This window comes from Streptomyces sp. NPDC043952 (genome assembly GCF_056435325.1).
The window spans coordinates 171,949-196,125 of sequence record NZ_JBWKES010000004.1 but is presented as its reverse complement, the minus strand read 5'-3'; the positions used below and the strand labels follow the sequence as shown (position 1 = coordinate 196,125).

At 72.5% G+C, this 24,177-nt stretch carries 26 protein-coding genes; 14 read left to right on the top strand and 12 right to left on the bottom strand.

Annotated features, from left to right (window positions below):
* Positions 1-375: 375 nt before the first annotated feature.
* Together AC069R_RS06440 and AC069R_RS06435 are read right to left on the bottom strand one after the other, a co-directional pair.
* Complete coding sequence (locus AC069R_RS06440; RefSeq protein WP_478765032.1) at positions 376-1,863, bottom strand: HtaA domain-containing protein; 1,488 nt, start codon at positions 1,861-1,863, stop codon at positions 376-378.
* A 39-nt stretch (positions 1,864-1,902) separates the two neighbouring features.
* Positions 1,903-3,291: an HtaA domain-containing protein gene (locus AC069R_RS06435; protein WP_478765030.1), complete on the bottom strand. Its 1,389-nt coding sequence runs from the start codon at positions 3,289-3,291 to the stop codon at positions 1,903-1,905.
* Between the two features lie 138 nt (positions 3,292-3,429).
* On the opposite strand from AC069R_RS06435, the gene AC069R_RS06430 reads away from it, so the two are divergent.
* The 7 genes from AC069R_RS06430 (at position 3,430) to AC069R_RS06400 (ending at position 10,627) form a co-directional block, all read left to right on the top strand.
* Positions 3,430-4,398, top strand: a complete 969-nt coding sequence (locus AC069R_RS06430; protein WP_478765028.1) for a heme/hemin ABC transporter substrate-binding protein — start codon at positions 3,430-3,432, stop codon at positions 4,396-4,398.
* The gene (locus tag AC069R_RS06425; RefSeq protein WP_478765026.1) at positions 4,395-5,480 is read left to right on the top strand and encodes a FecCD family ABC transporter permease; all 1,086 of its coding nucleotides are present in this window, start codon (positions 4,395-4,397) and stop codon (positions 5,478-5,480) included. The genes AC069R_RS06430 and AC069R_RS06425 overlap by 4 nt, the downstream gene beginning before the upstream one ends.
* Positions 5,477-6,319 (top strand): heme ABC transporter ATP-binding protein, encoded by an 843-nt coding sequence (locus tag AC069R_RS06420; protein WP_478765024.1) that lies wholly within the window; start codon positions 5,477-5,479, stop codon positions 6,317-6,319. The genes AC069R_RS06425 and AC069R_RS06420 overlap by 4 nt, the downstream gene beginning before the upstream one ends.
* 90 nt (positions 6,320-6,409) lie before the next feature.
* Positions 6,410-7,546, top strand: a complete 1,137-nt coding sequence (gene efeO, locus AC069R_RS06415) for an iron uptake system protein EfeO (RefSeq protein WP_478765022.1) — start codon at positions 6,410-6,412, stop codon at positions 7,544-7,546.
* A gap of 11 nt (positions 7,547-7,557) precedes the next feature.
* Entirely contained in the window at positions 7,558-8,799 is a 1,242-nt protein-coding gene (gene efeB / locus AC069R_RS06410; protein WP_478765020.1) for an iron uptake transporter deferrochelatase/peroxidase subunit, read from the top strand.
* A 3-nt stretch (positions 8,800-8,802) separates the two neighbouring features.
* Positions 8,803-9,675, top strand: coding sequence for an iron uptake transporter permease EfeU (efeU, locus tag AC069R_RS06405; RefSeq protein WP_478765019.1), 873 nt, complete (start codon positions 8,803-8,805; stop codon positions 9,673-9,675).
* On the top strand, positions 9,635-10,627 hold the full coding sequence (locus tag AC069R_RS06400) for an SCO2278 family lipoprotein (protein WP_478765017.1): 993 nt from the start codon (positions 9,635-9,637) through the stop codon (positions 10,625-10,627). Before efeU ends, AC069R_RS06400 begins: the two co-directional genes overlap by 41 nt.
* A gap of 64 nt (positions 10,628-10,691) precedes the next feature.
* Here AC069R_RS06400 and AC069R_RS06395 read toward each other — a convergent pair whose 3' ends face one another.
* From AC069R_RS06395 to AC069R_RS06380, 4 genes are all read right to left on the bottom strand, one after another.
* Complete coding sequence (locus AC069R_RS06395) at positions 10,692-11,435, bottom strand: bifunctional DNA primase/polymerase (RefSeq protein WP_478765016.1); 744 nt, start codon at positions 11,433-11,435, stop codon at positions 10,692-10,694.
* Between the two features lie 106 nt (positions 11,436-11,541).
* Positions 11,542-12,534 (bottom strand): small ribosomal subunit Rsm22 family protein, encoded by a 993-nt coding sequence (locus AC069R_RS06390; protein WP_478765014.1) that lies wholly within the window; start codon positions 12,532-12,534, stop codon positions 11,542-11,544.
* 254 nt (positions 12,535-12,788) lie between these two features.
* Positions 12,789-13,970: a serine hydrolase domain-containing protein gene (locus AC069R_RS06385; protein ID WP_478765012.1), complete on the bottom strand. Its 1,182-nt coding sequence runs from the start codon at positions 13,968-13,970 to the stop codon at positions 12,789-12,791.
* Positions 13,910-15,211, bottom strand: coding sequence for a multidrug effflux MFS transporter (locus AC069R_RS06380; protein WP_478765011.1), 1,302 nt, complete (start codon positions 15,209-15,211; stop codon positions 13,910-13,912). The genes AC069R_RS06385 and AC069R_RS06380 overlap by 61 nt, the downstream gene beginning before the upstream one ends.
* 140 nt (positions 15,212-15,351) lie before the next feature.
* On the opposite strand from AC069R_RS06380, the gene AC069R_RS06375 reads away from it, so the two are divergent.
* Positions 15,352-16,110 carry an SDR family oxidoreductase gene (locus AC069R_RS06375; RefSeq protein WP_478765009.1) on the top strand — a complete coding sequence of 253 codons (759 nt, stop codon included), beginning with the start codon at positions 15,352-15,354 and terminating at the stop codon, positions 16,108-16,110.
* Between the two features lie 170 nt (positions 16,111-16,280).
* Here the strand turns inward: AC069R_RS06375 and AC069R_RS06370 are convergent, their stop codons facing one another.
* Positions 16,281-17,561 carry a D-alanyl-D-alanine carboxypeptidase family protein gene (locus tag AC069R_RS06370; RefSeq protein WP_478765007.1) on the bottom strand — a complete coding sequence of 427 codons (1,281 nt, stop codon included), beginning with the start codon at positions 17,559-17,561 and terminating at the stop codon, positions 16,281-16,283.
* Positions 17,562-17,680: 119 nt separating this feature from the next.
* A complete protein-coding gene (locus tag AC069R_RS06365) occupies positions 17,681-18,007 on the bottom strand; it encodes a nuclear transport factor 2 family protein (protein ID WP_478765005.1) in 327 nt (108 codons plus the stop codon).
* Positions 18,008-18,190: 183 nt separating this feature from the next.
* Here AC069R_RS06365 and AC069R_RS06360 point away from each other — a divergent pair, with 183 nt between their 5' ends.
* A complete protein-coding gene (locus AC069R_RS06360; RefSeq protein ID WP_478765003.1) occupies positions 18,191-18,748 on the top strand; it encodes a DoxX family protein in 558 nt (185 codons plus the stop codon).
* A gap of 87 nt (positions 18,749-18,835) precedes the next feature.
* Positions 18,836-18,997 (top strand): hypothetical protein, encoded by a 162-nt coding sequence (locus AC069R_RS06355; RefSeq protein ID WP_478765001.1) that lies wholly within the window; start codon positions 18,836-18,838, stop codon positions 18,995-18,997.
* Positions 18,998-19,048: 51 nt separating this feature from the next.
* Here AC069R_RS06355 and AC069R_RS06350 read toward each other — a convergent pair whose 3' ends face one another.
* The 4 genes from AC069R_RS06350 to AC069R_RS06335 all read right to left on the bottom strand — a co-directional run bounded on the left by AC069R_RS06350 (position 19,049) and on the right by AC069R_RS06335 (position 21,130).
* Entirely contained in the window at positions 19,049-19,522 is a 474-nt protein-coding gene (locus AC069R_RS06350) for a hypothetical protein (RefSeq protein ID WP_478764999.1), read from the bottom strand.
* A gap of 6 nt (positions 19,523-19,528) precedes the next feature.
* Positions 19,529-20,068, bottom strand: a complete 540-nt coding sequence (locus AC069R_RS06345) for a hypothetical protein (protein WP_478764997.1) — start codon at positions 20,066-20,068, stop codon at positions 19,529-19,531.
* 124 nt (positions 20,069-20,192) lie between these two features.
* A complete protein-coding gene (locus tag AC069R_RS06340; protein WP_478764995.1) occupies positions 20,193-20,414 on the bottom strand; it encodes a hypothetical protein in 222 nt (73 codons plus the stop codon).
* A 317-nt stretch (positions 20,415-20,731) separates the two neighbouring features.
* Positions 20,732-21,130, bottom strand: a complete 399-nt coding sequence (locus tag AC069R_RS06335; RefSeq protein WP_478764993.1) for a hypothetical protein — start codon at positions 21,128-21,130, stop codon at positions 20,732-20,734.
* 28 nt (positions 21,131-21,158) lie between these two features.
* Between AC069R_RS06335 and AC069R_RS06330 the strand changes: the two genes are divergently transcribed.
* The 4 genes from AC069R_RS06330 to AC069R_RS06315 all read left to right on the top strand — a co-directional run bounded on the left by AC069R_RS06330 (position 21,159) and on the right by AC069R_RS06315 (position 24,160).
* Positions 21,159-21,827, top strand: a complete 669-nt coding sequence (locus AC069R_RS06330) for an ATP-binding cassette domain-containing protein (protein ID WP_478764991.1) — start codon at positions 21,159-21,161, stop codon at positions 21,825-21,827.
* 115 nt (positions 21,828-21,942) lie between these two features.
* Entirely contained in the window at positions 21,943-22,227 is a 285-nt protein-coding gene (locus AC069R_RS06325; protein WP_478764990.1) for a hypothetical protein, read from the top strand.
* A 29-nt stretch (positions 22,228-22,256) separates the two neighbouring features.
* A complete protein-coding gene (locus tag AC069R_RS06320) occupies positions 22,257-23,231 on the top strand; it encodes a hypothetical protein (RefSeq protein ID WP_478764988.1) in 975 nt (324 codons plus the stop codon).
* A 386-nt stretch (positions 23,232-23,617) separates the two neighbouring features.
* A complete protein-coding gene (locus tag AC069R_RS06315; protein ID WP_478764986.1) occupies positions 23,618-24,160 on the top strand; it encodes a hypothetical protein in 543 nt (180 codons plus the stop codon).
* Positions 24,161-24,177 lie beyond the last annotated feature (17 nt).

The window sequence follows — 24,177 nt, the reverse complement described above, 5'->3', positions numbered from 1 at the left end:
GGCGGCAGCGGGGAGCGGTAGCCGTCGGCGCGGTGGAGGTGCAGGTCGGGGCAGCAGGGCGCGCTCCCGGTGACCGAACGCCCGAGCAGCAGCGGCCGTTCGCCCTGGCGCAGCAGCAGCCGGCCGTCGGCGGCGGTCTCGAAGCGCAGGGACGGGGGGTCCGGACGGTCCGTGATCTCCAGCACCAGGCGCCCCGACCCCAGCGGTTCCCTGCGCGCCTCCGCCATGCCCGCTCCTCTCCCCGCCGCGGGACGCCCCGAGGCTCCGGCCCCCGAGATGTCCCGAGGGTCCGAGACGGCCCGGTCCTGAGCGTCCAGGACCGGGCCGTCGGTCTTGTGCCTCGGCTCTTGTACCGAGGTTCTTACGCCGAGGTTCTTACGCCTCGGCGTTCGCCGGGCGCCGCCTGCGGACCGCGATCACCACGCCCGCGCCCGCCGCGACGGCGACCGCGGCTGCCGCGCCCAGGGCGCCGACCGGGGTGTCGGAGCCGGTGGAGGCCAGGCTGCCACCGGCCACGCCACCGCCGCCGACGGTGGACCCCATGGCCTCACCGGCCGTGCCGGAGCCGCCCGCCGTGCCGGAGCCGCCGGTGCCCCCGCCCGTGCCCGTGCCGCCGTCGCCGGAGGGCAGGTCGGCGTCGTCGGTCAGGGCCACGGACAGGGCGACCGGGTCGAGCGCGGTGCCCTTGGTGTAGTAGCCGCTGAACGCCTTGGCGCCCGCGTCGGTGAGCGTGGCGGTGACGCCGTTCACCGTGATGACGTCGTTCTTCGCGGTGAGGCCGGTGGACTTGGCCTTCAGGTCGGCCAGCACCACGTCCTCGGACTTCTTGCCGAGGCTGGTGACATCGGCGGTCAGCGTGCCGGTGCCGTGGTTCAGCCTGGCGTGCAGATCGCTGAGGGTGAGGTCGAGGCCGTATGTGCCGTTGCTCTCATGGCCCTTGAAGTTCACCGCGCCCTTGAAGGCGGCGGAGAGGGTGCCGGCCTTGGTGTCGTAGCTGCCGGTGGCGCCCGGGAAGGTGAACGCGCCGTTGCCGGAGGCCTGCTTGGCGCCGCCCGAGGTGGTGATCTTCCCCTGGGCCGGGCCGCTGACGACGTAGGTGCGGAAGGTCTCCTTGACGCCCCAGCCGAGCGTGCCGTCGGCTATGGCGCCCTTGGCGGGAACCGTCGAGGGGGACGGGCTCGGGCTCTTGGAGGTGGAGTCGGTGGGCTTCGGGGTCGTGGTCTTCGTCGGCTGCGGGCTCGCCGTCTTCGTGGGCTCCGGGGACGGGCTCGTGGTCTTCGTCGGTTCCGGCTCCGGGGTCTGCTTCGGCGCGGCCACCGTCAGCGGGTCGCCGGCCGCGCCCGCGTAGGAGGAACTGCCGAGGAAGCCGCCCGCCTCGGTGGTGAGCGTCGTCGCGAGGCCGCTCATGTCCGGGCCGGTCGGCGCCGCGACCCGGGCGAGCGGTACGTCCTGCTGCTTGGCGCCGCCGTCGGAGACCAGATCGGCGGTGAGGGCGCCGGTGGCACTGTCGTACTGGACGTCGGAGATCTCGCGGGTGAACCCGTGCAGCGTGGACTTGATGGTAAGGGTGCCCTGGAAGGCCAGGTGCACGGTGTGCCTGGCGCTGTCGTAGGTCCCCTTGCCGTCGGTGAACGTGAAGGCGCCGTTGTCCGCGGCCTGGGAGGCGCCGTCGGTGGCGGTGAAGGTGCCCTGGGCGAAGCCGGTGACGTAGGAGCGGTACGACTGCTTGATGCCCCAGGTCAGCTGGTAGCCGGTCAGGGGGACGTCGGCGGCCGAGGCGGCGGTCGCGGTGAGGGTGCCGCAGCCGAGGGTGACGGCGACGGCGGCGGTGAGGGCGAGTCGTCTGGGGGTGATGGCGGGCATGGGCGGTTTCCGTCTCCTTGGAAAGGGGGTGGGCGGGGGTCAGTTGGTGTCGGCGGCGCGGCGGGCGCGGTGCCTGCGCAGGGCGTAGCCACCGGCCGCGGCGAGCAGCAGCGCACCGGCCGCGGCGCCGAGGGTGAGGGGCAGGGCGGAGGTGCCGTCGTCGGCGGTGCCGGCGGCCTTCGTACGGGCCGGGGCCGCCGCGGCGGGCGCGGGCGACGACGGGGTGGCGGTGATGCGGCCCGGGTCCGGCAGGGCGGGCAGCTCGGCCTTGGCGTCGAGGGCGACGGCGACGGACACGGGGTCCATCGCGGTACCGGGCCGGTACATCCCGCCGAACGCCTCGGCGCCCTCGGTGGTGAGCTTCGCCGGGGCCTCGGTCAGTTCGGCGAGGCCCTTCACCGGGGTGAAGTCCTTGGCGGTGAAGGTCACGAGCGGGACCTTCCGGCGGGTGGTGTCCGCCGTGGTGACATCGGCGTAGAGGGTGCCCTTGCCGTCGCGGACGGCGACCTGGACCGCGCTGAAGCGGAGGTCGAGACCGTGCTTGCCGGTGAAGCGGAGCGCGCCCCGGAAGCGGGCGGTCAACTCGCCCTTGGCGTAGGTGCCCTGACCGTCCGTGAAGCGGAAGAGGGCACCGCCGTCGCGGGCGCCGTCGGTGAGCTTCCACACGCCGCGGGCGATGTCGCCGGTGACGTACTCGCGGAAGGTGCGGCGCACGCCCCAGTCGACGGCGCCGTCCACGAGGGCGCCGGGCGCGGCGGGCTTCTTGTGCTCTGCGGTCTTGGACGGCGCGGGCGAGGGCGACCCGGCGGGCTCGACGTCGACCGCGAGGCTCACCGGGTCCAGCGCGGTCCCGGCCGTGTAGTACCCGGCGAAGGACGTGGCGCCCTGCGCGGTGAGCGTGGCGGGCACATTGTCCAGGACGACCTCGCCGCCCGCGCCGCGCATGTCGACACCGCGCAGCGAGAGGGCGGCGAAGGGCACCTGTGAGGACGCCGTGACCGCCCCGGTGCCCTTCGCCTTGCCGGTGACGTCCAGATACAGCGTGCCGGTGCTACCGGAGATCCGGACGGTGGGGTGGCTGAGGGTGAGGTCGAGCTGATAGCCGCCGTCGCTCGCCCGGTGGCCGACGAAGCGGACCCCGCCGGCGAAGGAGGCGCCGAGTCTCCCCGTGTCGCCGTCGTAGGTGCCGGTCGCCGAGGGGAAGCGGAACTGGCTGCTGCCCACGGTGCCGGCGCCCCCGGTGAGGGAGTAACCGCCGTGCGCGATGGGCCCGGTGACATAGCTCTGGAAGGAGGATTTCACTCCCCAGTCGAGCCGTCCCCCTTGCACGGTACGGCTCATGGCGTGCGCGGTACCGGCCGGGAGCAGCAGGGCTCCCAGGACGGCCGTGCACACCACGGTGACCAGGGCACGAAGGCGCGCGGGCATGGGAATCCTCCGGAAACGACGGCCGGTAGCGAACTAAGGTAAGGCTAACCTAAACTCCCCTGGGGGGATCAAGAAGCCGACCGAAGGGAACGGGACGAGGCCGTGAGACGGTTCCGGACACAACTGGCGGGGACACTGATGTCCTTGGCCGTACTCCTCGCGGGCGCCACCGGATGCGGAGGCTCCCCGAAGGCCGCCGCACAGGCACCGGCGGCCGCCGCGGCCGACCGGGTGGAGCCGCTGAAGGACACTCCGGTGCCACGGCTGCCGGTCACGGTCGCCTCGGCCGACGGGCGGAAGGTGACCGTGCGCGAGGCGCGCCGGATCGTGCCGCTGTCCGGCAGCCTCAGCGAGATCGTGTTCACCCTCGGGCTGGGCGAGCGGGTCGTGGCGCGGGACATCACCGCCACCTTCCAGCAGGCGGCGAAGCTCCCGGTCGTCACCCGCAACCACGATGTCTCCGCCGAGAGCGTGCTGTCCCTCAAGCCCGATCTGGTCATCGCCGAGACGACGTCCGGGCCCGCGGAGGCCGTCGACCAGATCCGCGCGGCCGGGGTCCCGGTGCTCGTCGTCGCCCCGGCCAAGGGCCTGTCCGATGTGAGCCCGCGCATCGAGACAGTGGCCCGCGCGCTGGGCGTCCCGGACGCGGGCAAGGAGCTGGCCCAGCGTTCGCAGGCGCGGATCGCCGCCGTGCGCAAGGAGATTCCGGCGCACAAGGACAAGCCCCGCGTCGCGTTCCTCTATCTGCGCGGCTCGGCCTCCGTCTATCTCATCGGCGGCAGGAACTCGGGCGCGACCTCGCTGCTCGAAGCCGCCGGAGCGGTGGACGCCGGAGCCGCGTCCGGGCTGACCAAGGACTTCACCGCCATCACCGCCGAGGCGCTCGCCAAGGCGGCGCCGGACGCGATCCTGGTGATGACCAAGGGACTTGAGTCCGTGGGCGGCGTCGACGGCCTGGTGAAGATACCGGGAGTCGCCGAGACACCGGCCGGGATGCACCGCAGGGTCGTCTCGGTCGGGGACGGGGTGCTGCTGAACTACGGGCCGCGCACCGACCAGGTGCTGGCGACCGTGGTGCGCCAGCTCTACGGGGGCGGAGACAAGTGACCGTGCTCGACAAACCGGCCGGGCGTACGGCACCCGCCCCGGCCCCCGCCCGGCGGCGCGGCACCGCCTGGCTGCTGACCGCCGCCCTGATCCTCGCCCTGCTGGTCCTGGTGCCCCTGGCCGCGGGCCTCGGCGCCTATCCGATCCCGGTCGCCGACGTACTCGGCTCGGTGCTGCACCGGGCGCACCTCGGCGGGCCGGCACTGGACCAGGTCGCCGAGTCGGTGCTGTGGAACGTGCGGTTCCCGCGGATCGCGCTGGCGCTGCTGGTCGGCGCCTCGCTGGGCTGCGCGGGGGCGCTGATGCAGGGCGTGTTCGGCAATCCGCTCGCCGAACCGGGTGTCATCGGCGTCTCCTCGGGCGCGGCGGTGGGCGCGGTCGCCGCGATCGCGTTCGGCCTGGACTTCCTCGGGATGTGGACCGTGCCGGTCCTCGCCTTCTGCTCCGGTCTCGGCACGGTGCTGCTCGTCTACGCCATGTCCCGCTCCGGCGGCCGTACCGAGGTGGTGACGCTGATCCTCACCGGGATCGCGGTGAACGCCTTCGGGGGCGCGCTGATCGGTCTGTTCCTCTTCTTCGCGGACACCGCCGCCGTGAACCAGATCACCTTCTGGCAGCTCGGCTCGCTGTCCCAGGCGACCTGGCCGAAAGTGCTCGCGGTGCTGCCCTGCGCGCTGCTCGGCCTCGGCGTCGCGCCGCTGTACGCGCGCCGGCTGGACCTGCTGGCCCTCGGCGAACGCCCGGCCCGGCACCTGGGTGTGGATGTGGAGCGGCTGCGCCTCGTCCTGGTCCTGGTGATCGCGCTGCTGACGGCGGCGGCGGTCAGTGTCGCGGGGATCATCGGCTTCGTCGGCCTGGTCGTCCCGCATCTGCTGCGGATGATGGCGGGTCCCGGCCATCGCTTCCTGGTGCCGGGCAGCGCCCTGCTCGGCGCGCTGGTGCTGCTCGCCGCCGATCTGGTCGCGCGCACCGCCGCCGCCCCGGCCGAACTGCCCCTCGGCGTACTGACCGCCCTGATCGGCAGCCCGTTCTTCTTCCTGCTGCTGCGCAGGACCCGGCGGCGGCAAGGGGGGTGGGCATGAGCGCCCTGTTCGACCGAGCCCGGACTCGGCTGCGCCGCCTTCCCGCCCCGCCCGCTCCTACCGCCCCCGGTGAGGTGCTCGCCGAGACCGAGGACCTTCAGGTACGACTGGGCGCCGGGCCGGTGCTCAAAGGGGTCGACGTGGACGCCCGAGCCGGTGAGGTGCTGGCGCTCGTCGGGCCCAACGGGGCGGGGAAGTCGACCCTGTTGGGCGCGCTCGCGGGGGACGTACCGGCCGCCGGGGGTGTCGTACGACTGCACGGGCGGCCGGTCGCCGGGTGGACGGCGGCCGAACTCGCGCTGCGCCGGGCGGTGTTGCCGCAGTCGGCGGCGCTGGCCTTCCCGTTCAGCGTGGCGGAGGTCGTGCGGATGGGCCGGGCGCCGCACACAACCTCGCCCGCCGAGGACGACCTGGCCGTCGCGGAGGCGATGGCGGCGACCGAGGTCACCGGCTTCGCCGGGCGGCCGTTCGGCGCGCTCAGCGGCGGCGAGCGGGCCCGCGTCGCGCTGGCCCGGGTGCTGGCCCAGCGCGCCCCGCTGCTGCTGCTCGACGAGCCGACCGCCGCGCTCGACCTCAAGCACCAGGAGGCGGTGCTGCGGCTGTGCCGGGAGCGGGCGCGGGCCGGGGACGCGGTGGTGGTCGTACTGCACGATCTGGCGCTCGCGGCCGCCTACGCGCACCGGGCGGTCGTCCTGCGCGGCGGCCGGGTCGCGGCGGCGGGGCCACCGGCGGAGGTGTTCACCGAGCCGCTGCTGTCCGAGGTGTACGAACACCCGGTGGAGGTGTTCGCCCATCCCCGCGGCACCGGCGTCGTCGTCGGCCCGCGCCGTACGCCGTGAGATCCGGATCACGCCCCCGGAGGGTATGAGGAGGGTAAGGGTCAGGTAAGTTAGGGCAGCCTCACCACACTGGATCGTCAGGGAGTCCGTATGCGTGCCGTCCGTCCGACCGTCATCGCCGCCGCCACCGCGGCCGCCCTGACCGCGCTTTCGGCCTGCACCGCCAAGAGCGAGGCCGGGGGCGGCGACGCCATCCGGGTCACCGCCGCGGACTCGGCGTGCGACACCTCCGCCACCTCGGTCCCGGCCGGCCAGGTCACCCTGAAGATAGAGAACAAGGGCTCGCGGGCCACCGAGGTGGAGATCCTCTTCCCGGACGACCGGATCGTCTCGGAGAAGGAGAACATCGGCCCCGGCACCAAGTACACGCTGACCGCCGAGGTGAAGGCGGGGTCGTACGAGATAGCCTGCCGCCCCGGCATGAAGGGCCACGGCGTCCGGCAGAAGCTCACCGTCACCGGTGGCTCGGCGGCGGCCCGGCGCGATCCCAAGCTGGACCAGGCGGTCGCCGCGTACCGGCAGTACGTCCAGGACCAGGCCGACGCCACCGTGCCGCTCGCGCGGAAGTTCGCCGATGCCATCAAGGCGGGCGACCTCGACGCCGCGAGGAAGGCGTACGCCCCCTCGCGCCTGGGCTGGGAGCGCACCGAGCCGGTCGCGGAGTCCTTCGGTGACATCGACCCGAAGACCGACACCCGCGCCGACGGCCTGGAGAAGGGCCAGAAGTGGACCGGCTGGCACCGCCTGGAGAAGGCGCTGTGGGCCGACAACAAGATCGGCGCCGAGGAGAAGACCCTCGCCGACCAGCTCGTGAGCGACCTGGAGGACTGGCAGCGGCGGGTCGGCAAGGCCGAGATCACCCCGACGTCCATGGCCAACGGCGCCAAGGAGCTGCTGGACGAAGTCGCCACCGGCAAGGTCACCGGCGAGGAGGACCGCTACGCGCACACCGACCTGGCCGACTTCGAGGGCAACGTCGAGGGCGCGCAGAAGTCGTACGAGCTGCTGAAGCCGGTCGCCGCGAAGAACGACCCGGCGCTCGCCAAGGAGCTGGACAAGCAGTTCGCCGCGCTGGACAAGGTGCTGGACGGCTACCGCTCGCAGCAGACGTCGTACGGCTTCGTCTCCTACGACAAGGTCACCGAGGCCCAGCGCAAGGAGCTGTCGGACGCGGTGAACGCGCTCGCCGAGCCGCTGTCGAAGCTCGCCGCCGCGGTCGTCAGGTAAGGGCCGGGCGGATGACCGAGGTTGAGGAAAGCCGTCCCTCGCGCCGGGCGCTGATCGGCTGGGGCGGGGCCGGGATCGCGCTCGGGGCCGTGGCGGCCGGGGGCGCGGTGGCGCTGACCGACGCGGGGGCGGGAACGGCGGAGGCGGCCGGCGGCGCGGTGGAGTTCCACGGCGCCCACCAGGCGGGCATCGCGACGCCCGTGCAGGACCGGCTGCACTTCGCCGCGTTCGACGTGAAGACCGACGACCGCGAGGAGTTCGTCCGGTTGCTGAAGGACTGGACGGCGGCGGCCCGGCGGATGACCGCGGGCAAGCCGGTCGGCGCGGGCGCCTACGGCGGGCTCCCCGAGGCCCCGCCGGACGACACCGGCGAGGCGCTGGACCTCACCCCGTGCCGGCTGACCCTGACCATCGGCTTCGGCCCCTCCCTGTTCGACAAGTTCGGGCTGCGCGGCAGGCGGCCCGCGGCCCTCGTCGACCTGCCCGCGTTCCCCGGCGACAACCTGGACAGGACCCGCACCGGCGGCGATCTGTGCGTCCAGGCCTGCGCGGACGACCCGCAGGTCGCCGTGCACGCCATCCGCAACCTCGCCCGCCTCGGCTTCGGCAAGGTCGCCGTGCGCTGGTCCCAGCTCGGCTTCGGCAAGACCTCCTCGACCACCCCCGACGCGCAGACCCCGCGCAACCTGTTCGGCTTCAAGGACGGCACCCGCAACATCGCGGGCACCGAGACCGGCCGGCTGGACCAGCACGTGTGGGTCGGCGACGGGGACGGCCCGGACTGGATGACCGGCGGCTCGTACCTGGTCGCCCGGCGCATCCGGATGAACATCGAGACCTGGGACCGCACGTCGCTCCAGGAGCAGGAGGACGTGTTCGGGCGGGACAAGCGCGAGGGCGCGCCGGCCGGCAAGGCGGGCGAGCACGACGAGCCGTTCCTGAAGGCGATGAAGCCCACCGCGCACGTACGGCTCGCGCACCCGGACGCCAACGGCGGGATCACCATCCTGCGCCGCGGCTACTCCTTCACCGACGGCACCGACGGCCTCGGCCGGCTGGACGCGGGTCTGTTCTTCCTCGCCTACCAGCGCGATGTGCGCCACGGCTTCATCCCGCTCCAGCGCAGGCTGGCGGCGCACGACGCCCTCAACGAGTACATCCAGCACGTGGGTTCGGCGGTCTTCGCCATCCCGCCGGGCGTCCGGGACGCCGGCGACTGGTGGGGCCGTTCACTGTTCTCCAAGGAGGCGTAGCCCGTGTTCTCCAACTACCTGATCGGCCTGCGGGAGGGCCTGGAGGCGTCGCTCGTCGTCTGCATCCTGGTCGCGTACCTGGTCAAGACCGGCCGCCGGGACGCCCTGCGGCCGATCTGGACCGGCATCGCCGTCGCGGTCGCGCTGGCGCTGGGCTTCGGCTGCGCGCTCGAATTCGGCTCCCAGGAGATGACGTTCCAGGCGCAGGAGGCGCTCGGCGGCTCGCTGTCGGTCCTCGCCGTGGGCCTGGTGACCTGGATGGTGTTCTGGATGCGGCGCACCGCCCGGCACCTGAAGTCCGAGCTGGGCGCCAAGCTGGACGCGGCGCTCGCGATGGGCACCGGCGCGCTGGTCGCCACGGCGTTCCTCGCGGTCGGCCGGGAGGGCCTGGAGACCGCGCTGTTCGTGTGGGCCTCGGTGCACGCGGCCGGCGACGGCACCCCGCGCCCGCTGATCGGCGTCGCCCTCGGCCTCGCCACCGCGGTGCTGCTGGGCTGGCTGTTCTACCGGGGCGCGCTGCGCATCAACCTGGCGAAGTTCTTCACCTGGACCGGCGGGATGCTGGTCGTGGTCGCGGCGGGCGTGCTGGCGTACGGCTTCCACGACCTCCAGGAGGCCGGCTGGCTCCCCGGACTCACCCACCTGGCCTTCGACATCAGCGACACCGTCGAGCCGGACAGCTGGTACGGCACGCTGCTGAAGGGCGTGTTCAACTTCCAGCCGGACCCGACGGTCGTCCAGGTCACGGTCTGGGCCCTGTACTTGGTCCCGGTGCTCACGGTGTTCCTCGCCCCGGTAGGGTTCGCCTCCGGGAAGGGGAAGGTGAAGGAGCCCGATGACCAGGGAACGCAGCCCTCGACGGCTTCGCCGGCGTGACCGGAACGCACTGCTCGCGGCGGCGCTGACCGCCTTGTCCTGCACGGCGAGCGGGTGCGTGGTGGTGCACGGGGAGCGGGTGGTGCTGCCCGGCGCCACCCGGACCGAGGCCGCGAAGGCGGTGGCCGCGTTCACCGAGGCGTACAACAGGGCCGACAAGGCGTACGACCGTTCGCTGGACGCGCCCTATGTCACCGGTCCGTTCGCCGACATCGACGCCGCCCGGCTGAAGGCGGGGCACGTCGCCAGCCCGTCCGGCAACGCGGGTCACGTCCCGCTGAAGCTGTCGGACGTGCGGATCACGATCCCCGAGAAGGCGGGCTGGCCCCGCTGGTTCCTCGCGGACGCGCGGGCCAACAAGGGCGGTGACTACCGCTGGCTGCTGGTGTTCACGCGGGCGGATCTGGGCGAGCGGTGGCGGGTGGCGTATCTGACGCTGGCGGCGCCCGGCGCCGTGCCGGAGTTCGCCAAGGACAAGGACGGGTGGGGCGAGGCGGTGCCGGTGTCCTCGACTCGACTGGCCGTTCAGCCCGATGAGTTGAGCCGCTCGTACGCCGACTACCTGAAGAAGGGCGGCACGACGTTCGCCGACGGGCCGAACACCAGCGAGTTGCGCGCTTATCGGCGGACCCAGGCCCGCAAGCCGGGTCTCGTGCGCCAGTACATCGACCAGCCGCTGACCCATGGCGACTACGCCCCGCTCGCGCTGCGCACGGCGGACGGCGGCGCGCTGGTCTTCTTCAGCACGCACCACTACGAGAAGGAGACCGCCGCCGCGAACACCTCGGTGCCGACGCCCAGCAAGGCCGTACAGGCCCTCACCACGGGCGAGATCCACCAGTCCCTCACGCTGGAGTCGGTGGCCGGGCAGGCCGCGCTGGACCCGGCGGGCAGGGGGAAGGTGTCGATCGTGGCGAAGGTGAACGGGGTGACGGGGGCGAAGGGCGAGTAACCCCGCCCGGTCACGAAGGGCGAGCAGCCCCGCCCGGTCAGTTGCGGGCGGTGGCCAGGGCCGGTCAGTTGCGCAGTGGCCAGGGCCGGTCGAGGTGGGAGGCGGTCTCCCCCGCGGCGTGCCGGGCGCAGGCGTCGGTGAGGGATTCCAGCAGGGTCAGGGGCTCGGGCAGCGGATGCTCGGGGCCGCGCACCCAGCGGACCTGCCGGCCGTCGTCGCCGGGCAGGCGGGCCGGGGGTACGAGGACGTAGGAGCCCCGGCAGTGCCAGCGCAGGCCGGGGTGCTCGGCCATGGTCTCGGGGTGGCAGTCCAGCTCGCAGGGCCACCACTCGTCCTCGTCCTCGGGGGTGCCGCGGGTGAGGGTGAAGAACAGCATCCGTCCGTCGTCGCTCTCGGCGACCGGCCCCACCTCGACGCCCTCGGCGAGCAGCCGCTCCAGCGCCTCCCGGCCGGCCTCCAGGGGCACGTCCAGGACGTCGTGGACCATGCCGGTCGCGGTGATGAAGTTGGCCTGCGGCTGGTGCCGGGCCCAGCGCTCGATCTGCGGGCGGTCGATCGTGGACTGCGTCTGCCAGGCGAACGACACCGGGTGCCGGGCCGGGGTGGGACAGCCCACGCGGTCGCAGGAACAGCGGTAGCCGGGCGCCGGGTACGCGGCGGGCGCGAGCGGCAGGCCCGCCTCGGCGGCGGCGAGCAGCAGGGCCTCACGGCCGCCGTCGCCGGTGGCGTCCTCCTTGGGGCGCCGTCCGCGCAGCCACTGGGAGAGTTTGCCCTGCCGGCCGCTGTGGCCGCCGAACGTCCCGCTCATCAATCCCCTCGCCTCGCTGGTGTGCGGACAGCATGCCTCATGGTCCCACCTTCGTGCGCTCCGGGGGGCGGCAGGTGGATACGGGGGGAATCGGGCGAGACGTACCTCACAGCGCCGATTCCGGGGGCCAGGCCGCGCCCCAGTCCGTGTCGCGGGCCGCCTTGTACAGGTCGCCGTGGCGTTTGGTGATCGTCGTACGGCTCAGTCGCTCGTCCGCCTCGCACAGGTCCAGGAGCACCTGGCCCTTGCGGATCTGGGGGCGGCGGACGACGCGGGCGGGGGCGGGTCCGGCGGGCAGGCGGGTGGCGGCGACGTAGGAGAACTTCTCGTCCTCGTAGGCCAGGGAGCCGCCCTTGACCCGGCGGTGCAGGGAGGAGCGGGGGACGCGGGCGGAGAAGTGGCACCAGTCGGTGCCGGGCGCGATCGGGCAGGCGGCGCTGTGCGGGCAGGGCGCGGCGACGCGGAACCCGGCGCGGATCAGCCGGTCGCGGGCCTCGATGACCCGCGCGTACCCGGCGGGGGTGCCGGCCTCCACGATCACCACGGTCTGCGCGGCGGCCGCGGCGGCGTCCACGAGCGCGGTGCGGTCGGCCTCGGCCAGCTCGTTCAGGACGTACGACACCGTGAGCAGGTCGGTGGGGTCCAGGGCGAGCGCGGCACCGATGCGGGCGCGCTGCCAGCGGGCGCCGGCCAGGGCGGGGTTGGCGGCGGCCAGCTCCCGGCCGAGGGCGAGCGCGGGCTCGGCCCAGTCGAGGACGGTGACCGGGCGGGTGCCGGCCCAGGTGTCGGTGACCGCCCAGGTCGCGGCGCCGGTGCCGCCGCCGACGTCCACATGGCTGCCGGGCACCCAGCCGGGAACGGCGTCGGCGAACGCCGCGAGGGCCGAGCGCACGGCCTGGAAGGTGGCCGGCATCCGGTAGGCGGCGTAGGCGGCGACGTCGGCGCGGTCGCGGAGGATCGGCGCGTGGGTCGGGGTGTCGCCGCGGTAGGTGGCGATCAGCCGTTCGACGGCGCCGGCGGCCTGGCTGGGCGGGAGCCCGTCGAGCATCTCGGCGAGACTCCGGCGGAGGACGTCGGCCGGTGGTACGGGGGCGGTCACCTGGAGATTCTACGGCGCGCACCGAGAGCGAGGGCCCGGCCCCCGGCACGGCCGGCGGCCCCCGCGGCGAGAGCGGCGGACCGGCCCCCACCCGGCCGACGGCCCACGCGGCGAAGGCGACGGACCAGCCCCGACCCGGCCGACGGCCCACGCGGCGGGGACAGCCGACCAACCCCGACCCAGCCGACCCTCCACGCGGCGGAAGCGACAGATCAGCCCCGGCCCCCGCCCGGACCCATGTCGTCCGCCCCCCCTCACACCACCGCCCGTGCCAGCCACGTTCCGAGTGTCGCCCTCGGGGTGCTGTCCGGTGGGCGGCGGCGTGGGTGGACCGTGTTCGCGAGGAGGATCAGGAAGGTGTCCGTCGCCCGGTCGAGGACCAGGGAGGTGCCGGTGAAGCCGGTGTGCCCGGCGGCGCCGTGGCCGGCGAGGGCGCCCATGAACCAGGGCTGGTCGAGGGCGAAGCCGAGGCCGGGCGGGGCCAGGAGGAGGTCGGTGAGGTCGGGGGCGAGGATGCGGGCGGGGCCGTAGGAGCCGCCGGCCAGCAGGGCGCGGCAGAAGACGGCGAGGTCCCGCCCGGTGGAGAAGAGGCCGGCGTGCCCCGCGATGCCGCCGACGGCCCACGCGTTCTCGTCGTGGACGACGCCCCGCAGCATCCCCCGGTCGGCCTTCGCCCACGGCCGCCACTGGTCCTCGGTGGCCGCGGCGCCCGGACAGGGCCCGAACCCGGTGGCGGTCATGCCGAGCGGGCGGGTGATGCCGTTGCGCACGAGGACGTCGAGGGTGCGGCCGGTGACGCGCTCCAGGACGAACTGGAGGAGCAGCATGTTCAGGTCCGAGTAGCGGTACGTGCCGGGCGGGCCCGACGGCGCCTCGGCGCGCAGCATCGTCAGGCGGGCGGCGCGGTCCGGGCAGTCGTACAACGGGAGTTCGGGGCGCAGCCCGGAGGTGTGGGTGAGCAACTGCCGTACGGTGACCCGGTGTTCCGCGAGGGTCCGGAACTCCGGCAGGTAGTGGCCCACCGGGGTGTCCATGCCCACGGTGCCGCGCTCGATCTGCTGCACCGCCGCGACCGAGGTGAACAGCTTGGTCAGGGAGGCCAGGTCGAAGGGGGTGTCGACGGTGGCCGGCACCCGGTCCGCGGGCGGCAGTTCGACGCCGCTGTCGGTGCGGGGGTCGTAGGAGGAGTAGCGGACCGCCCAGCCCGCCGCCTCGGCCACGGCGATCACGGGTCCGCGTCCGGCCACCACGACCGCGCCGGGTGCCCAGGGGCGCGGTCCGGCGGTGCGGGCGTGCACCTCGTCCACCAGGTGTGCCAGCGCTCCGGGGTCCAGCCCGGCCCGCTCGGGTGTGTCGCCGCGCAGTCTCGGTGCGCTCAGCTCTGGTCTCCTTCCGTCCCCGCACGGGTGTTCTCCCGCGTGTTCCAGGGACGGCACATTCCCACGAAGCAGGCCCCCGCGACCAGTGCGGCCGCCAGTTGGACGACGGCCATCGGGACGGCGGTGCGCTCCCCGGCGATCCCGACGAGCGGCGAGGCGACCGCGCCGACGAGGAAGGAGGAGGTGCCGAGCAGCGCGGACGCCGATCCGGCGGCGTGCTTGGTGCGCAGCAGGGCGAGGGTCTGCGCGTTGGGCATGGTCAGGCCCATCGCGGACATCAGCACGAACAGCGCGGCGGCGATGGGCGCGAGCCCCACCTCGCCGAACACGCCGGTGGACATCAGCAGCAGCGCGGTCGCGGCGAGCGTGATCACCGCGAGCCCGGCGGCCAGCACCTTGTCCAGGCTGACCCGGCCGACCAGCACCTTGCCGTTGATCTGCCCGGCGACCACCAGACCGACCGAGTTGAGGCCGAACAGCAGGCTGAAGGTCTGCGGGGAGGCGCCGTAGATTTCCTGGATCACGAACGGGGACGCCGATATGTAGGCGAACAGCGCGGCGAAGGCGAAGCCGCCGGCCAGCATGTAGCCGGTGAAGGGCAGGTCGGCGAGGAGCGCGCGCATCGAGCGCAGGGCGTGCCCCACTCCCCCGCCGTGCCGGCCCGCCGGCGGCAGGGTCTCCGGCAGCCGCAGCCAGACCAGCGCGCCGAGCAGCGCCCCGATCACGGTGAGCACCAGGAACACCCCGCGCCAGTCGGTCACCCGCAGGATCTGCCCGCCGATCAGCGGGGCGACGACCGGCGCGACCCCGGAGATCAGCATCAGGGTGGAGAAGAAGCGGGCCATGGCGACACCGTCGTACAGGTCGCGTACGACGGCCCGCGCGATGACGATGCCGGCCGCGCCCGCGAGGCCCTGGACCAGCCGGAAGGCGACCAGCGTCTCGACGTTCGGGGCGAGGGCGCACAGGGCGGTCGCGACGAGGTTCACGGCGAGCCCGGTCAGCAGCGGGCGGCGCCGGCCCCAGCGGTCGCTCATCGGGCCGACGACCAGTTGCCCGAGGGCCATGCCCAGCAGGCAGGCGGTGAGGGTGAGCTGCACGGTGGCGGCGGGCGCGTGCAGGGAGCGGGTGACCTCCGGCAGCGAGGGGAGGTACATGTCCATGGCGAGCGGAGGCGTCGCGGTGAGGCCGCCGAGGACGAAGGTGACGAGGAGGCCGGTGCGGCGGGCGGCGGGGGACGCGGTGGCGGTCTCCGGATCTTCCGTCCGCGGTGTCGGTCCCGCCGCGTGCTCGGGCATGAGTCCCCTCCCTGGGTCGAGGTGTCCCGGCCGGGACACCTTGCTTGAAACTTCCACTGAAGCGCGCCTCCCATGTTCCCAGCTCGGACAAACTGCCGAGGAACATACGGACGACGAAGTGGACGCCTACGCTCCGTGGCATGACTGACACCCATTCGAAGATCGCGGTGGTGACCGGCGCCGGTTCCGGGATCGGCCGGGCCGTCGCCGTGGAGCTGCTGCGCACCGGCTGGTCGGTGGCGCTGGCCGGGCGGCACGTCGAGACGCTTGAGGAGACGGCGGCGCTCGCGCCCGCGGCGCCCTCGATCGCCGTACGCACCGACGTGTCCCAACCCGAGGACGTGGCGGCGCTGTTCGAGGCGGCCGTGGACCGGTTCGGCCGGCTGGATCTGCTGTTCAACAACGCGGGCACGTTCGGGCCCGGCGGGGTCCCGGTCGAGGAACTCCCCTACGACGCCTGGCGGCACGTGGTGGACACCAACCTGAACGGGGCGTTCCTGTGCGCGCAGGCGGCGTACCGGACGATGAAGGAGCAGAACCCGCGGGGCGGCCGGATCATCAACAACGGCTCGATCTCCGCGCACGCGCCCCGCCCGCACTCGGTCGCCTACACCGCGACCAAGCACGCGCTGACCGGCCTCACCAAGTCCCTCTCCCTGGACGGGCGTCCGTACCGGATCGCGGTCGGGCAGATCGACATCGGCAACGCGGCGACCGAGATGACGCGGCGGATGAGCACCGGCGTGCTCCAGGCGAACGGCGAGACGGCGCCGGAGCCGATGATGGACGTGGCCGAAGTGGCGCGCACCGTACGGCACATGGCGGAGCTGCCGCTGGAGGCGAATGTGCAGTTCGCGACGGTGCTGGCGACGGCGATGCCGTACATCGGCCGCGGCTGACCCCCGACTCCCGCCCCCGGCGCGCACATGCGTGCCACCGGAGTTCCACCGGCCGTTTCACAGGAGGCAGGAGGCGGGACGGCCGCCGGCAGGCGACCGCCGGCAGGCGACGCCGGACGCCGGTAGGCGACCGCTGGCAGGCGACGCCGGCAGGCGACCGCCGGGCGGCGTCAGCGCCGGTGCCGGCCGCCCGGCTGGTCGGTGGGGGCCGGCGGCTCCTGGAGGTCCGGCTCCGCCGCGCGGGGCGCGGGGGGCCTGCCGGTGCCGGCCGCGTTCCGGGCCGCGAGGGACTGGCGGCGGCGCCGCAGCAGGAAGCCGCCGGCCGCCGCGAGCAGGACCGCGGTGCCCGCCGCGCCCTCCACGAGGCGTCCGGCGGAGGGGCCCTTGGCCGGTGTGTCCGTCCCGCCGGCCGCCTGGCCGCCCGCGTGTCCGGGCGCCGGGGACGCGGTCGCGCCGCCCTCGCTGAGCGGCTCGACCAGCGTGCCCACCGGCCGGGCCGTACGGCCGTGCGTGAAGCCCCAGTCGAGGAGGGCGGCGGTCTGCTCGTAGACGGCGTTGCTGCCGGTGGCCGGGTGCATGACCGTGACCAGCAGGGTGCGGCCGTCGCGGGTGGCGGCGCCGGTGAAGGTGTTGCCGGCGTGGCTGGTGTAACCGTTCTTCACGCCGATCAGGCCGTCGTACGTCTTCAGACCCCACGCCCCGGTCAGCAGGCGGTCGGTGTTCTGGATCTGGAAGGTCTTCTTGCCGCCGGCCGGGAAGTTCGCGGTGCGGGTGCCGCAGTAGCCCCGGAAGTCGGGGTCCTTCAGCCCGTGCCGGGCGAAGAGGGTCAGGTCGTACGCCGAGGAGAGCTGGCCGGGGTGGTCGAAGCCGTCGGGGCTGACCACATGGGTGTCGAGGGCCTGGAGGTCCCGCGCCCTGGCCTGCATCTCGGCGACGGTCTTGGCGATGCCGCCGTTCATGTGCGCGAGGACGTGCACGGCGTCGTTGCCGGAGCGCAGGAACACGCCCTGCCACAGCTGCTCGACGGTGTAGGTGATGCCCGCCTTGATCCCGACGAGGCTGGAGCCGGCCGGGACGTCGGAGATGTCGGAGTCCTTGACCGTGTACTTCTCGGTGCGGTCGAACTTCTTCAGCACGGTGTCCGCGAACAGCATCTTCAGCGTGGACGCGGGCGCGAGGCGCTGATGGGCGTTGAAGGAGGCGAGCACCTCACCGGTCGTACCGTCGGCGACCAGCCAGGCGCGGGCCGTGAGCAGCTTCGTGGGCACCCCGGTGGCGCCCTCCACCTGGAGCCCGGCGCGGGCCAGCCGTTCGCCGCCGATGGCGGTGACGCCGGACGCGGCGTGGGCCGGGGCGGCCGCGGACAGGGGAAGGGCGGCGGCGGGCAGGGGAAGGGCGGCGGCCGTCAGCCCGAGGACGGCACGCCGGCTGAGCCGGGAGGATTCGCGCACTCCGGGACGGTACACCGCGCCGAGCAGCGGATTCGGCAGCGAAGGGGGATGACGGCTAGGGAATTTGCCACGTTATGAAAATCTGACCGGTTAACGTGACGTAGCCAACGTGAGCAGCTTCACGCCTGGCCGGTTTCGAACCGCGAGATCCGGCCGTCCTCGTCGACGGTGAAGCTCCACCGGGTCTTCATCTCGCCCCAGGTGTCATTGCGGTAGCGGGCGACCAGGGCGCGGCCACCGCGGGACTCGTTGTCGACGTCGATATGGCCGTGGGACGAGAAGATCTCCCGGTCGATCCAGTCGGCGAGATCGCGGTCGGTGCCGTCGTCGGACATGGTCGCGCCGGGCGCGAGCAGGGCCAGGAAGCCCTCGCGATCATGGGCGTTCACGGCGCTGACGAAGGCCCGGACGACCGGATCGCTGAGTTTGGCTGGCTGAATCGTCATGGCGCCAGGCTCACACCGGACCCCCGGCCGCGCCACCGGAACGCACGCTTGGATGCGTCCGATGGTGTGACCGGTGTGGCGGTGGTAACACAGGAGAGGCCCCGTCGTCCGACCTCTCCTCTGCCCCTCCGTCTCTCCGTCCCCCTGTCTCTCTGTCTCTGTCGCCTTGGCTTGGGAGTCACCATGACCTGTTACGACCGACGTGATCTGGGCCTGCTGCTGCTCCGGCTGGGCACGGGCGGGGTGCTCGCGGCGCACGGCACGCAGAAGCTGTTCGGCTGGTTCGGCGGCCATGGCCTGGAGGGCACCGGCCAGTTCATGGAGTCCGTCGGCTACGCCCCCGGCAAGATGAGCGCCACGGCGGCGGGCCTCGCGGAGACCGGCGGCGGCACGCTCCTCGCGCTGGGCCTGGCCACCCCGGCGGCGGGCGCGGCGGCGGCGGGCGCGATGGCGGGGGCGACGGCGGTGCACGCGCCCAACGGCTTCTTCGCCCAGGAGGGCGGCTACGAGTACGCGGCGACCCTGGGCCTGGCCGCGATCGGCCTCGCGATCACCGGTCCGGGCCGGCTCTCCCTGGACCACGCGCTCGGCAACGTCCTCAACCGCGGCTGGATGGTCCCCGCCGCCCTCGCGGCGACGGCGGCGGGCACGGCGGCGGTGGTGGGGGCACGGACGAGGCGGGTACGGGCGAAGCGGGAGGGCCGGCAGGAGGCGCTGTTCGAGGAGTTCGAGGAGGAGTGAGCCGGGCGCTGTTCGAGGAGTGCGAGGAGGAGTGAGCCGGGCGCCCGTACGACGTGCCGGGCACCCGCCCGTGGCAGGCTGCTCCGCATGACCGACCAGCACCCCGCTCCCCTTGCCCTCTGGCCCGCCATCGACGAACTCTTCTCCCGCCTGGAGGCCACGCAGACGCCCCAACCGGGCCGGGAGGGCCTGCTGTTGCGCATCCTGAAGCTGTCGGAGGAGGCCGGGCGTTTGAGGAGTCCATGGTGACCACGGGCACATGATGGCCAGGGAGCCGCAATCCCTCGCGGTCGGCCAGCGCTAGCGGACGGGGCCCTGCTCGTCGATGAAGAAGTCAGGTCTTCCACAGAACAGATCAGTGGTCACCGGTCCGTAGGCGATGTTGAAGGTGTCCAGCCAGTAGGACCAGTCCCGGATTCCCAGTGCGCTGCTGAAGCGATAGTTCAGCTGCCAACGGACCCACTGCCCGGGGACAAGGCGCACGGCCGGCAGGCGTCGTCGCCGCGGCGGCAGGGCAAATAGAGGCTGCACTCGCGGGAAGACCCGCAGGCATCCTTCGGCTTCACGGAGTTGGACATCGACCCTGCCCAGGTCCTCAAGAGTGTCACGAGGCTGGAAACCGCCCTCCTCACGCATGCGCACCACGTGCGCCAGCGACCTCGATGCATGGGGAAGAGGGAACCCGATCGGGGCGGCATTCCTGCGCGCGGCACTCTCACCTCCCCGAGACTCCTTGGTCCACGATGTCCGGACCCACTGCACGGTGATCTCCACGTCGCCTCACTCCCCGTTCAGCTCGTCCAGGATCTCGCCGTAGTAGCGGCGCCGCTGGCTCAGTTTCTGGGCGACGTCCTCGTTCGTGACCTGGGAGATCTTCCCGAGGTGCTCCAAGAGGTTGTCCCGTTGGGGATGGTCGGAGTCTCTGACGTACTCCGCGGTAGCGGACACCCCGGCGGCGAGCAGCAGGTGGTGTGGAAGGCCGCACCAGGTGTCGAAGCTCCGGCAGACGGCTTCCCACAGGAGCCAGACGTCCTCGACGCGCCGTTCTTCGGCGACCCGCAGGGCGGCAAGTTCGATGCTGTGGCTGAATCCCCAGGAGTGCCCATGCCACCGTGTCTCCTGAAGCAGCAGGAACCGGGCGAAGTCCCCGTCTTCCTGACAAGGGTCCCGGACCAAGGCTTCGAGGACCTGCTGCCTGTCCTCCCAGCAGGAATCTATGGGCAGCCCGTCCTCGGTGTGCTGCCCGTCGAACTCCAGAAGCTCCCATCGCTCGGGGTCCCCGCGCCACCAAACCAGGTCGGGTATAGCGGGACGGCTCATTGGCGTGTCTTCCGTGCGAGGGAGGGGACGTCGTTGCATGTGCGCGATCAGCATCGGCAGAGGCGACCCCAGCTGCGCATGGCTGCTGCTGGTCCTGGCCGTCTGCGAGCCACCTGAGGGGCGATCACGCTGAGTCGCGGTTCTGGCCGCGCATCATGTTCCGCGGGGCAGTCCGGGCGGCGGCCAGGTCCTCCTGCGCCTCGGCCAACCCATCCTGCAGGTTGTCGCGGTCCGCTTCGGCTCGGGCCAACTCCGTGGCGAGCCGTTGCTTGGCGGTGGTCAGCTCCTGAACACGGGCGAGCAAGTCCTTGGTCGAGACGGCGTCGATCCGCTCGCCGGGCTGCACTGTACTGCGGCCCTGAGCCGGTCGCGTCCCTCGGTGAGCGCCCGGACCTGGGCACGCGCGAACTCACGGTCGGTTTCAGGCTCGCGGTGCTGGCTACCACCTCTTCCTTGCACTGCCGAGTTACGCCGACCGCCGGGCCCGCACGAGCGGCTTCGATGTGCTCGCGGGCCCCCTCGGCGTAGACAAGCCAGTTTGAGACGCCAGCCCGCTTGGCGACTGCGAGGAACGTGATCGGGTCGCGTACCTTGGCCCTCTTCTCCCGCTGGCCTTCTGCCGGGATTCGAGGAGCACCTGAGCTGGCGTACGCGGCTCCTTCGTCATGCGACTACCTCCGGAGGACCGAATGCGGGCATGCCCAGGCTCACAGCACCCTTCGAGACTCCAGCAGAGAGCTCTCGCGGAACCTTGCTGGCCTCCTCGACCTCGTGTCGCATCTCATCGGGCATCGAAGCCAGCTTCTCCTTCTGATTCTCACGGGCGGCCTGGAACGCAGTGATCTGGTCATCCAGGTTCCGGATGACGAACTCGGCTGCTCCCGCCGCGGCAGCGACCTCACGGTCCGCCTTCAAGGCGCGTACGTGTTCCTCAATCGCGGGCAGGTAGGACGGATCAGGGCAGTAGGAGCCGCAGCCAGCGCATTGGAACCGGATGGGGCAGGCCTTCCCACCAGCCTTCACGTTGGTAGGTTCGATGCAGTTCCCGAATGCCACTGCCACCGACAACCGCGGTGGTGTCGGCAGATTTGTGATCCATCAGATCCTGCAGGACGTGCGGCCAGGCCGGATCTACGGCCTGCTCGGCCCCAACGGCGCGGGCAAGTCGGCCACCCTGAAGATGATCCTGGGCCTGCTGCCTCCCGACCGGGGAGAGGTACGGCTGTCCGGCTGGCCGTGGGAGAGGCGAGCCCTGTCCCGCATCGGAGCGAGCATCAACGGCCCCAGTTTCTACGGCCATCTGTCCGCCCGGCAGAACCTGATGGTGCACGCCCATCTGCTCGGGCTGTCCGAGGCGGAGGTCGACCGTACGCTGGACACGGTCGAACCGAGCAGCACCGACCGGAAGAAGGCGAAGACCCTCTCCACCGGCATGAAGGGACGCCTGGCCCTGGCCATCGCCATGCTGGGCAACCCGGACCTGCTCATCCTGGACGGACCGCAGAACGGCCTCGACCCGGAGGGCATCGCCGCGCTGCGCGCCATGATGCGCCGCTTCACCGGCACCGGCCGCACCATCGTGCTCTCCAGCCATCTGCTGGGCGAGGTCGCCTCGGTCGCCGACGACATCGGACTGATCGCGCAGGGCCGCTTGCGCTACCAGGGAAGCCTGGCCGATCTGGCGCCGGACGGGGACCTCGAAAGCGCGTACTTCACGCTGACCGGCACCACCGGCGAAGCCCGGACGGCGGCACGATGACGGCCGCCGCGCCCATGACGCCGCTCGTCGCCCTGCCCGCGACCCTGCGTGCCGAGTGTGCCGTCTGACGACGCAGCACCGTGTCGTATCTGCCCCTGAGCGGGACCTGTGGGCGATGTTCGCCGGTCCCATGCTCACCGTGCTGCTGGCGGTCACCGCCGCCCACATCGACCGCGGCGCCCGAGGCGGCGGCACCTGGTACCGGCCTGTGCCGCCGGAGTACCGGCACCTGAGCCGGCTCGCCGTCCTGGCCGCGCATTCCCTCCTGCTCAATGTGCTCGGCGCCGGGACACCCCTGCCGGCGCTCGGGCTGCTGTCCGGCGCCCAGCGTGTTCCCGCCGACCGCGCGGTCGCGGCCGTCGTGGTCCCCTGGATCTCCCAACTCGCCTGCTGGCACTGACCCTGTGGCTGGCCCGGCAACTGCCCGCCGTGGCGGCCCTCGCCGCGGGGTTCGTATGGGCGGTGCTGGGAGTGGTGAACGCCGAGTCGGCCGACTGGGCGGTCCTGCCGTTCACCTGGCTGGACCGCGGGGCCCTGCCGGTCCTCGGCACGCACGCCAACGGTGTCGCCCTGGAAAGCCATTCCGCGCTGTCCGGCGCCTCACCCTGGCCGCCCGCACTCCTGGGCGCGCTGCTCGCCGTCCCGTTCCTGCTGGTGCCACGGCTGCGTCTGTCCCGTACCCGGACTGCCCGGCACCGCACTTCACCCGACCGGCAGGTCTTCGCCCCAGGAGCCACGGCGATCCTGGGCACAGTGACGGAACCGGCCCCGCGCCCCGAACCCGGCAGGCCCCGGTTGGCCGCGCCTGTACTCGGCATGGTCCGCGGCACCGCACTGGCCTGGCTGTGCCCCGGCGTTGTCGCGCTGATCGCGCTGTGGCTGTCCTGGCACGACCCGAACGCCAGCGTCCAGCTGTTCACCCTGCTGGTCCTGCCCATCGGTTCCCTGGTTCTGGGCCTGGTGGTCTGGAACGCCGCCGGTCAGGGCTGGCGGGCGGTCGCCTGCCGCGCGACCGGCACCTCGGGGCCCGCTGTCGTGCTCACGCTCGTCACGGTCGCCATCGCGCTCGCCGTCTCGCTGATCACGACGCTTCTCTATCTCACGGCCGGCATCCCGGCCGGGCATGCCTGGCCGCTCGCCCTCACCAGCGCGGCGGTCGGCGCCATGCTCACCGCGCTCACCCTCTGGCTGGCGATCCGTACATCGCAGGCCGTCGTGGCGGTCCACTCGCGCACACGCACGGCGCGAGCCGGCGTACTGCTCGCCACGGCCGCCGGCCTGGTGCTGCCACTGGCCCTCACCGGCTGCTCTTCGCAGGAGGGCGACGCCGTCACGAAATGGCCGGCCGCGACGCACAACCCGCAGCACATCACCGCCGCCAACTCGGCTCCGCCTGGCCGGTGAAACCCCAGGAAGGCGACGTCCGCTGCGACACAACCCCGTACAACGGCTTCGCCCTCAACAACGTCGCCCACGACGACAAGGGCTACCCCAGTGCCGACGCCATCCGGAAACCCTCTCGAAGACGATGTGGCGACTGCGGTCGTGCGGGATGCAGATCTGCAGCGTCTACCGCGCCAAGTACCTGACGCAGACATCGGGACCTCCGAAGAACCCCTGATGAATTCCGCAGTGAGACTCCGTGGCGCACACCGCTTGGCAGCGCACTGGCGACAGCGGAGCCACGACTCCCGCCACACATTTGCCGATCTTTACCAACTTTGCTTAATCTTGGCTAACGGGGCGCGCATCTGCGCCCACATCTCCAACTACCGGATGTATAGGGACAGATGTCTGTCAACGTAAGCGATCGCACATCCTTCACGCGCGGCACCGCGATGCTCGTCTCCGCCCTTACCGCAGGGGCGATCCTGGCCATGGCCACAGGCGCGCACGCAGCCGAGGCCGCACACCGCACCACTGCCCCGGTATCCGTATCCGACGAGATGTCCGATGACGCCCAGTGGGAAGCCCTGCTCAACACCATGATGTCCATCCCCGAGGACGTCCTGGAGCAGGGGGACGCGGCGACCATCGCCTACCTGAAGCAGCGGGAGCAGGGCGGAGAACCGCCGCAGGGGCAGGTGCAACCTCGTTTCGGATGGCCGAGTTTCGGCTGCATGGGGGCGGTCGCGGTGGCCGTCGGGAGCAGTCTGCTTCCGGCGGCGAAGATGGTGAAGATCGTGAAGATAGCGAAGCGCGTCGGGGTCAAGCGGGTCGTGAGCGCGATCAAGGCGATCCGGAAGGGCAAGGGGCACACGCTCGCCAACGACCTTCAGTGGGCCGGTGCCCAGCTCCTGGGACTCGAGGGCGTCAAGGCAGCCTGCTCCTAACGGCGATCGGAGGAAGA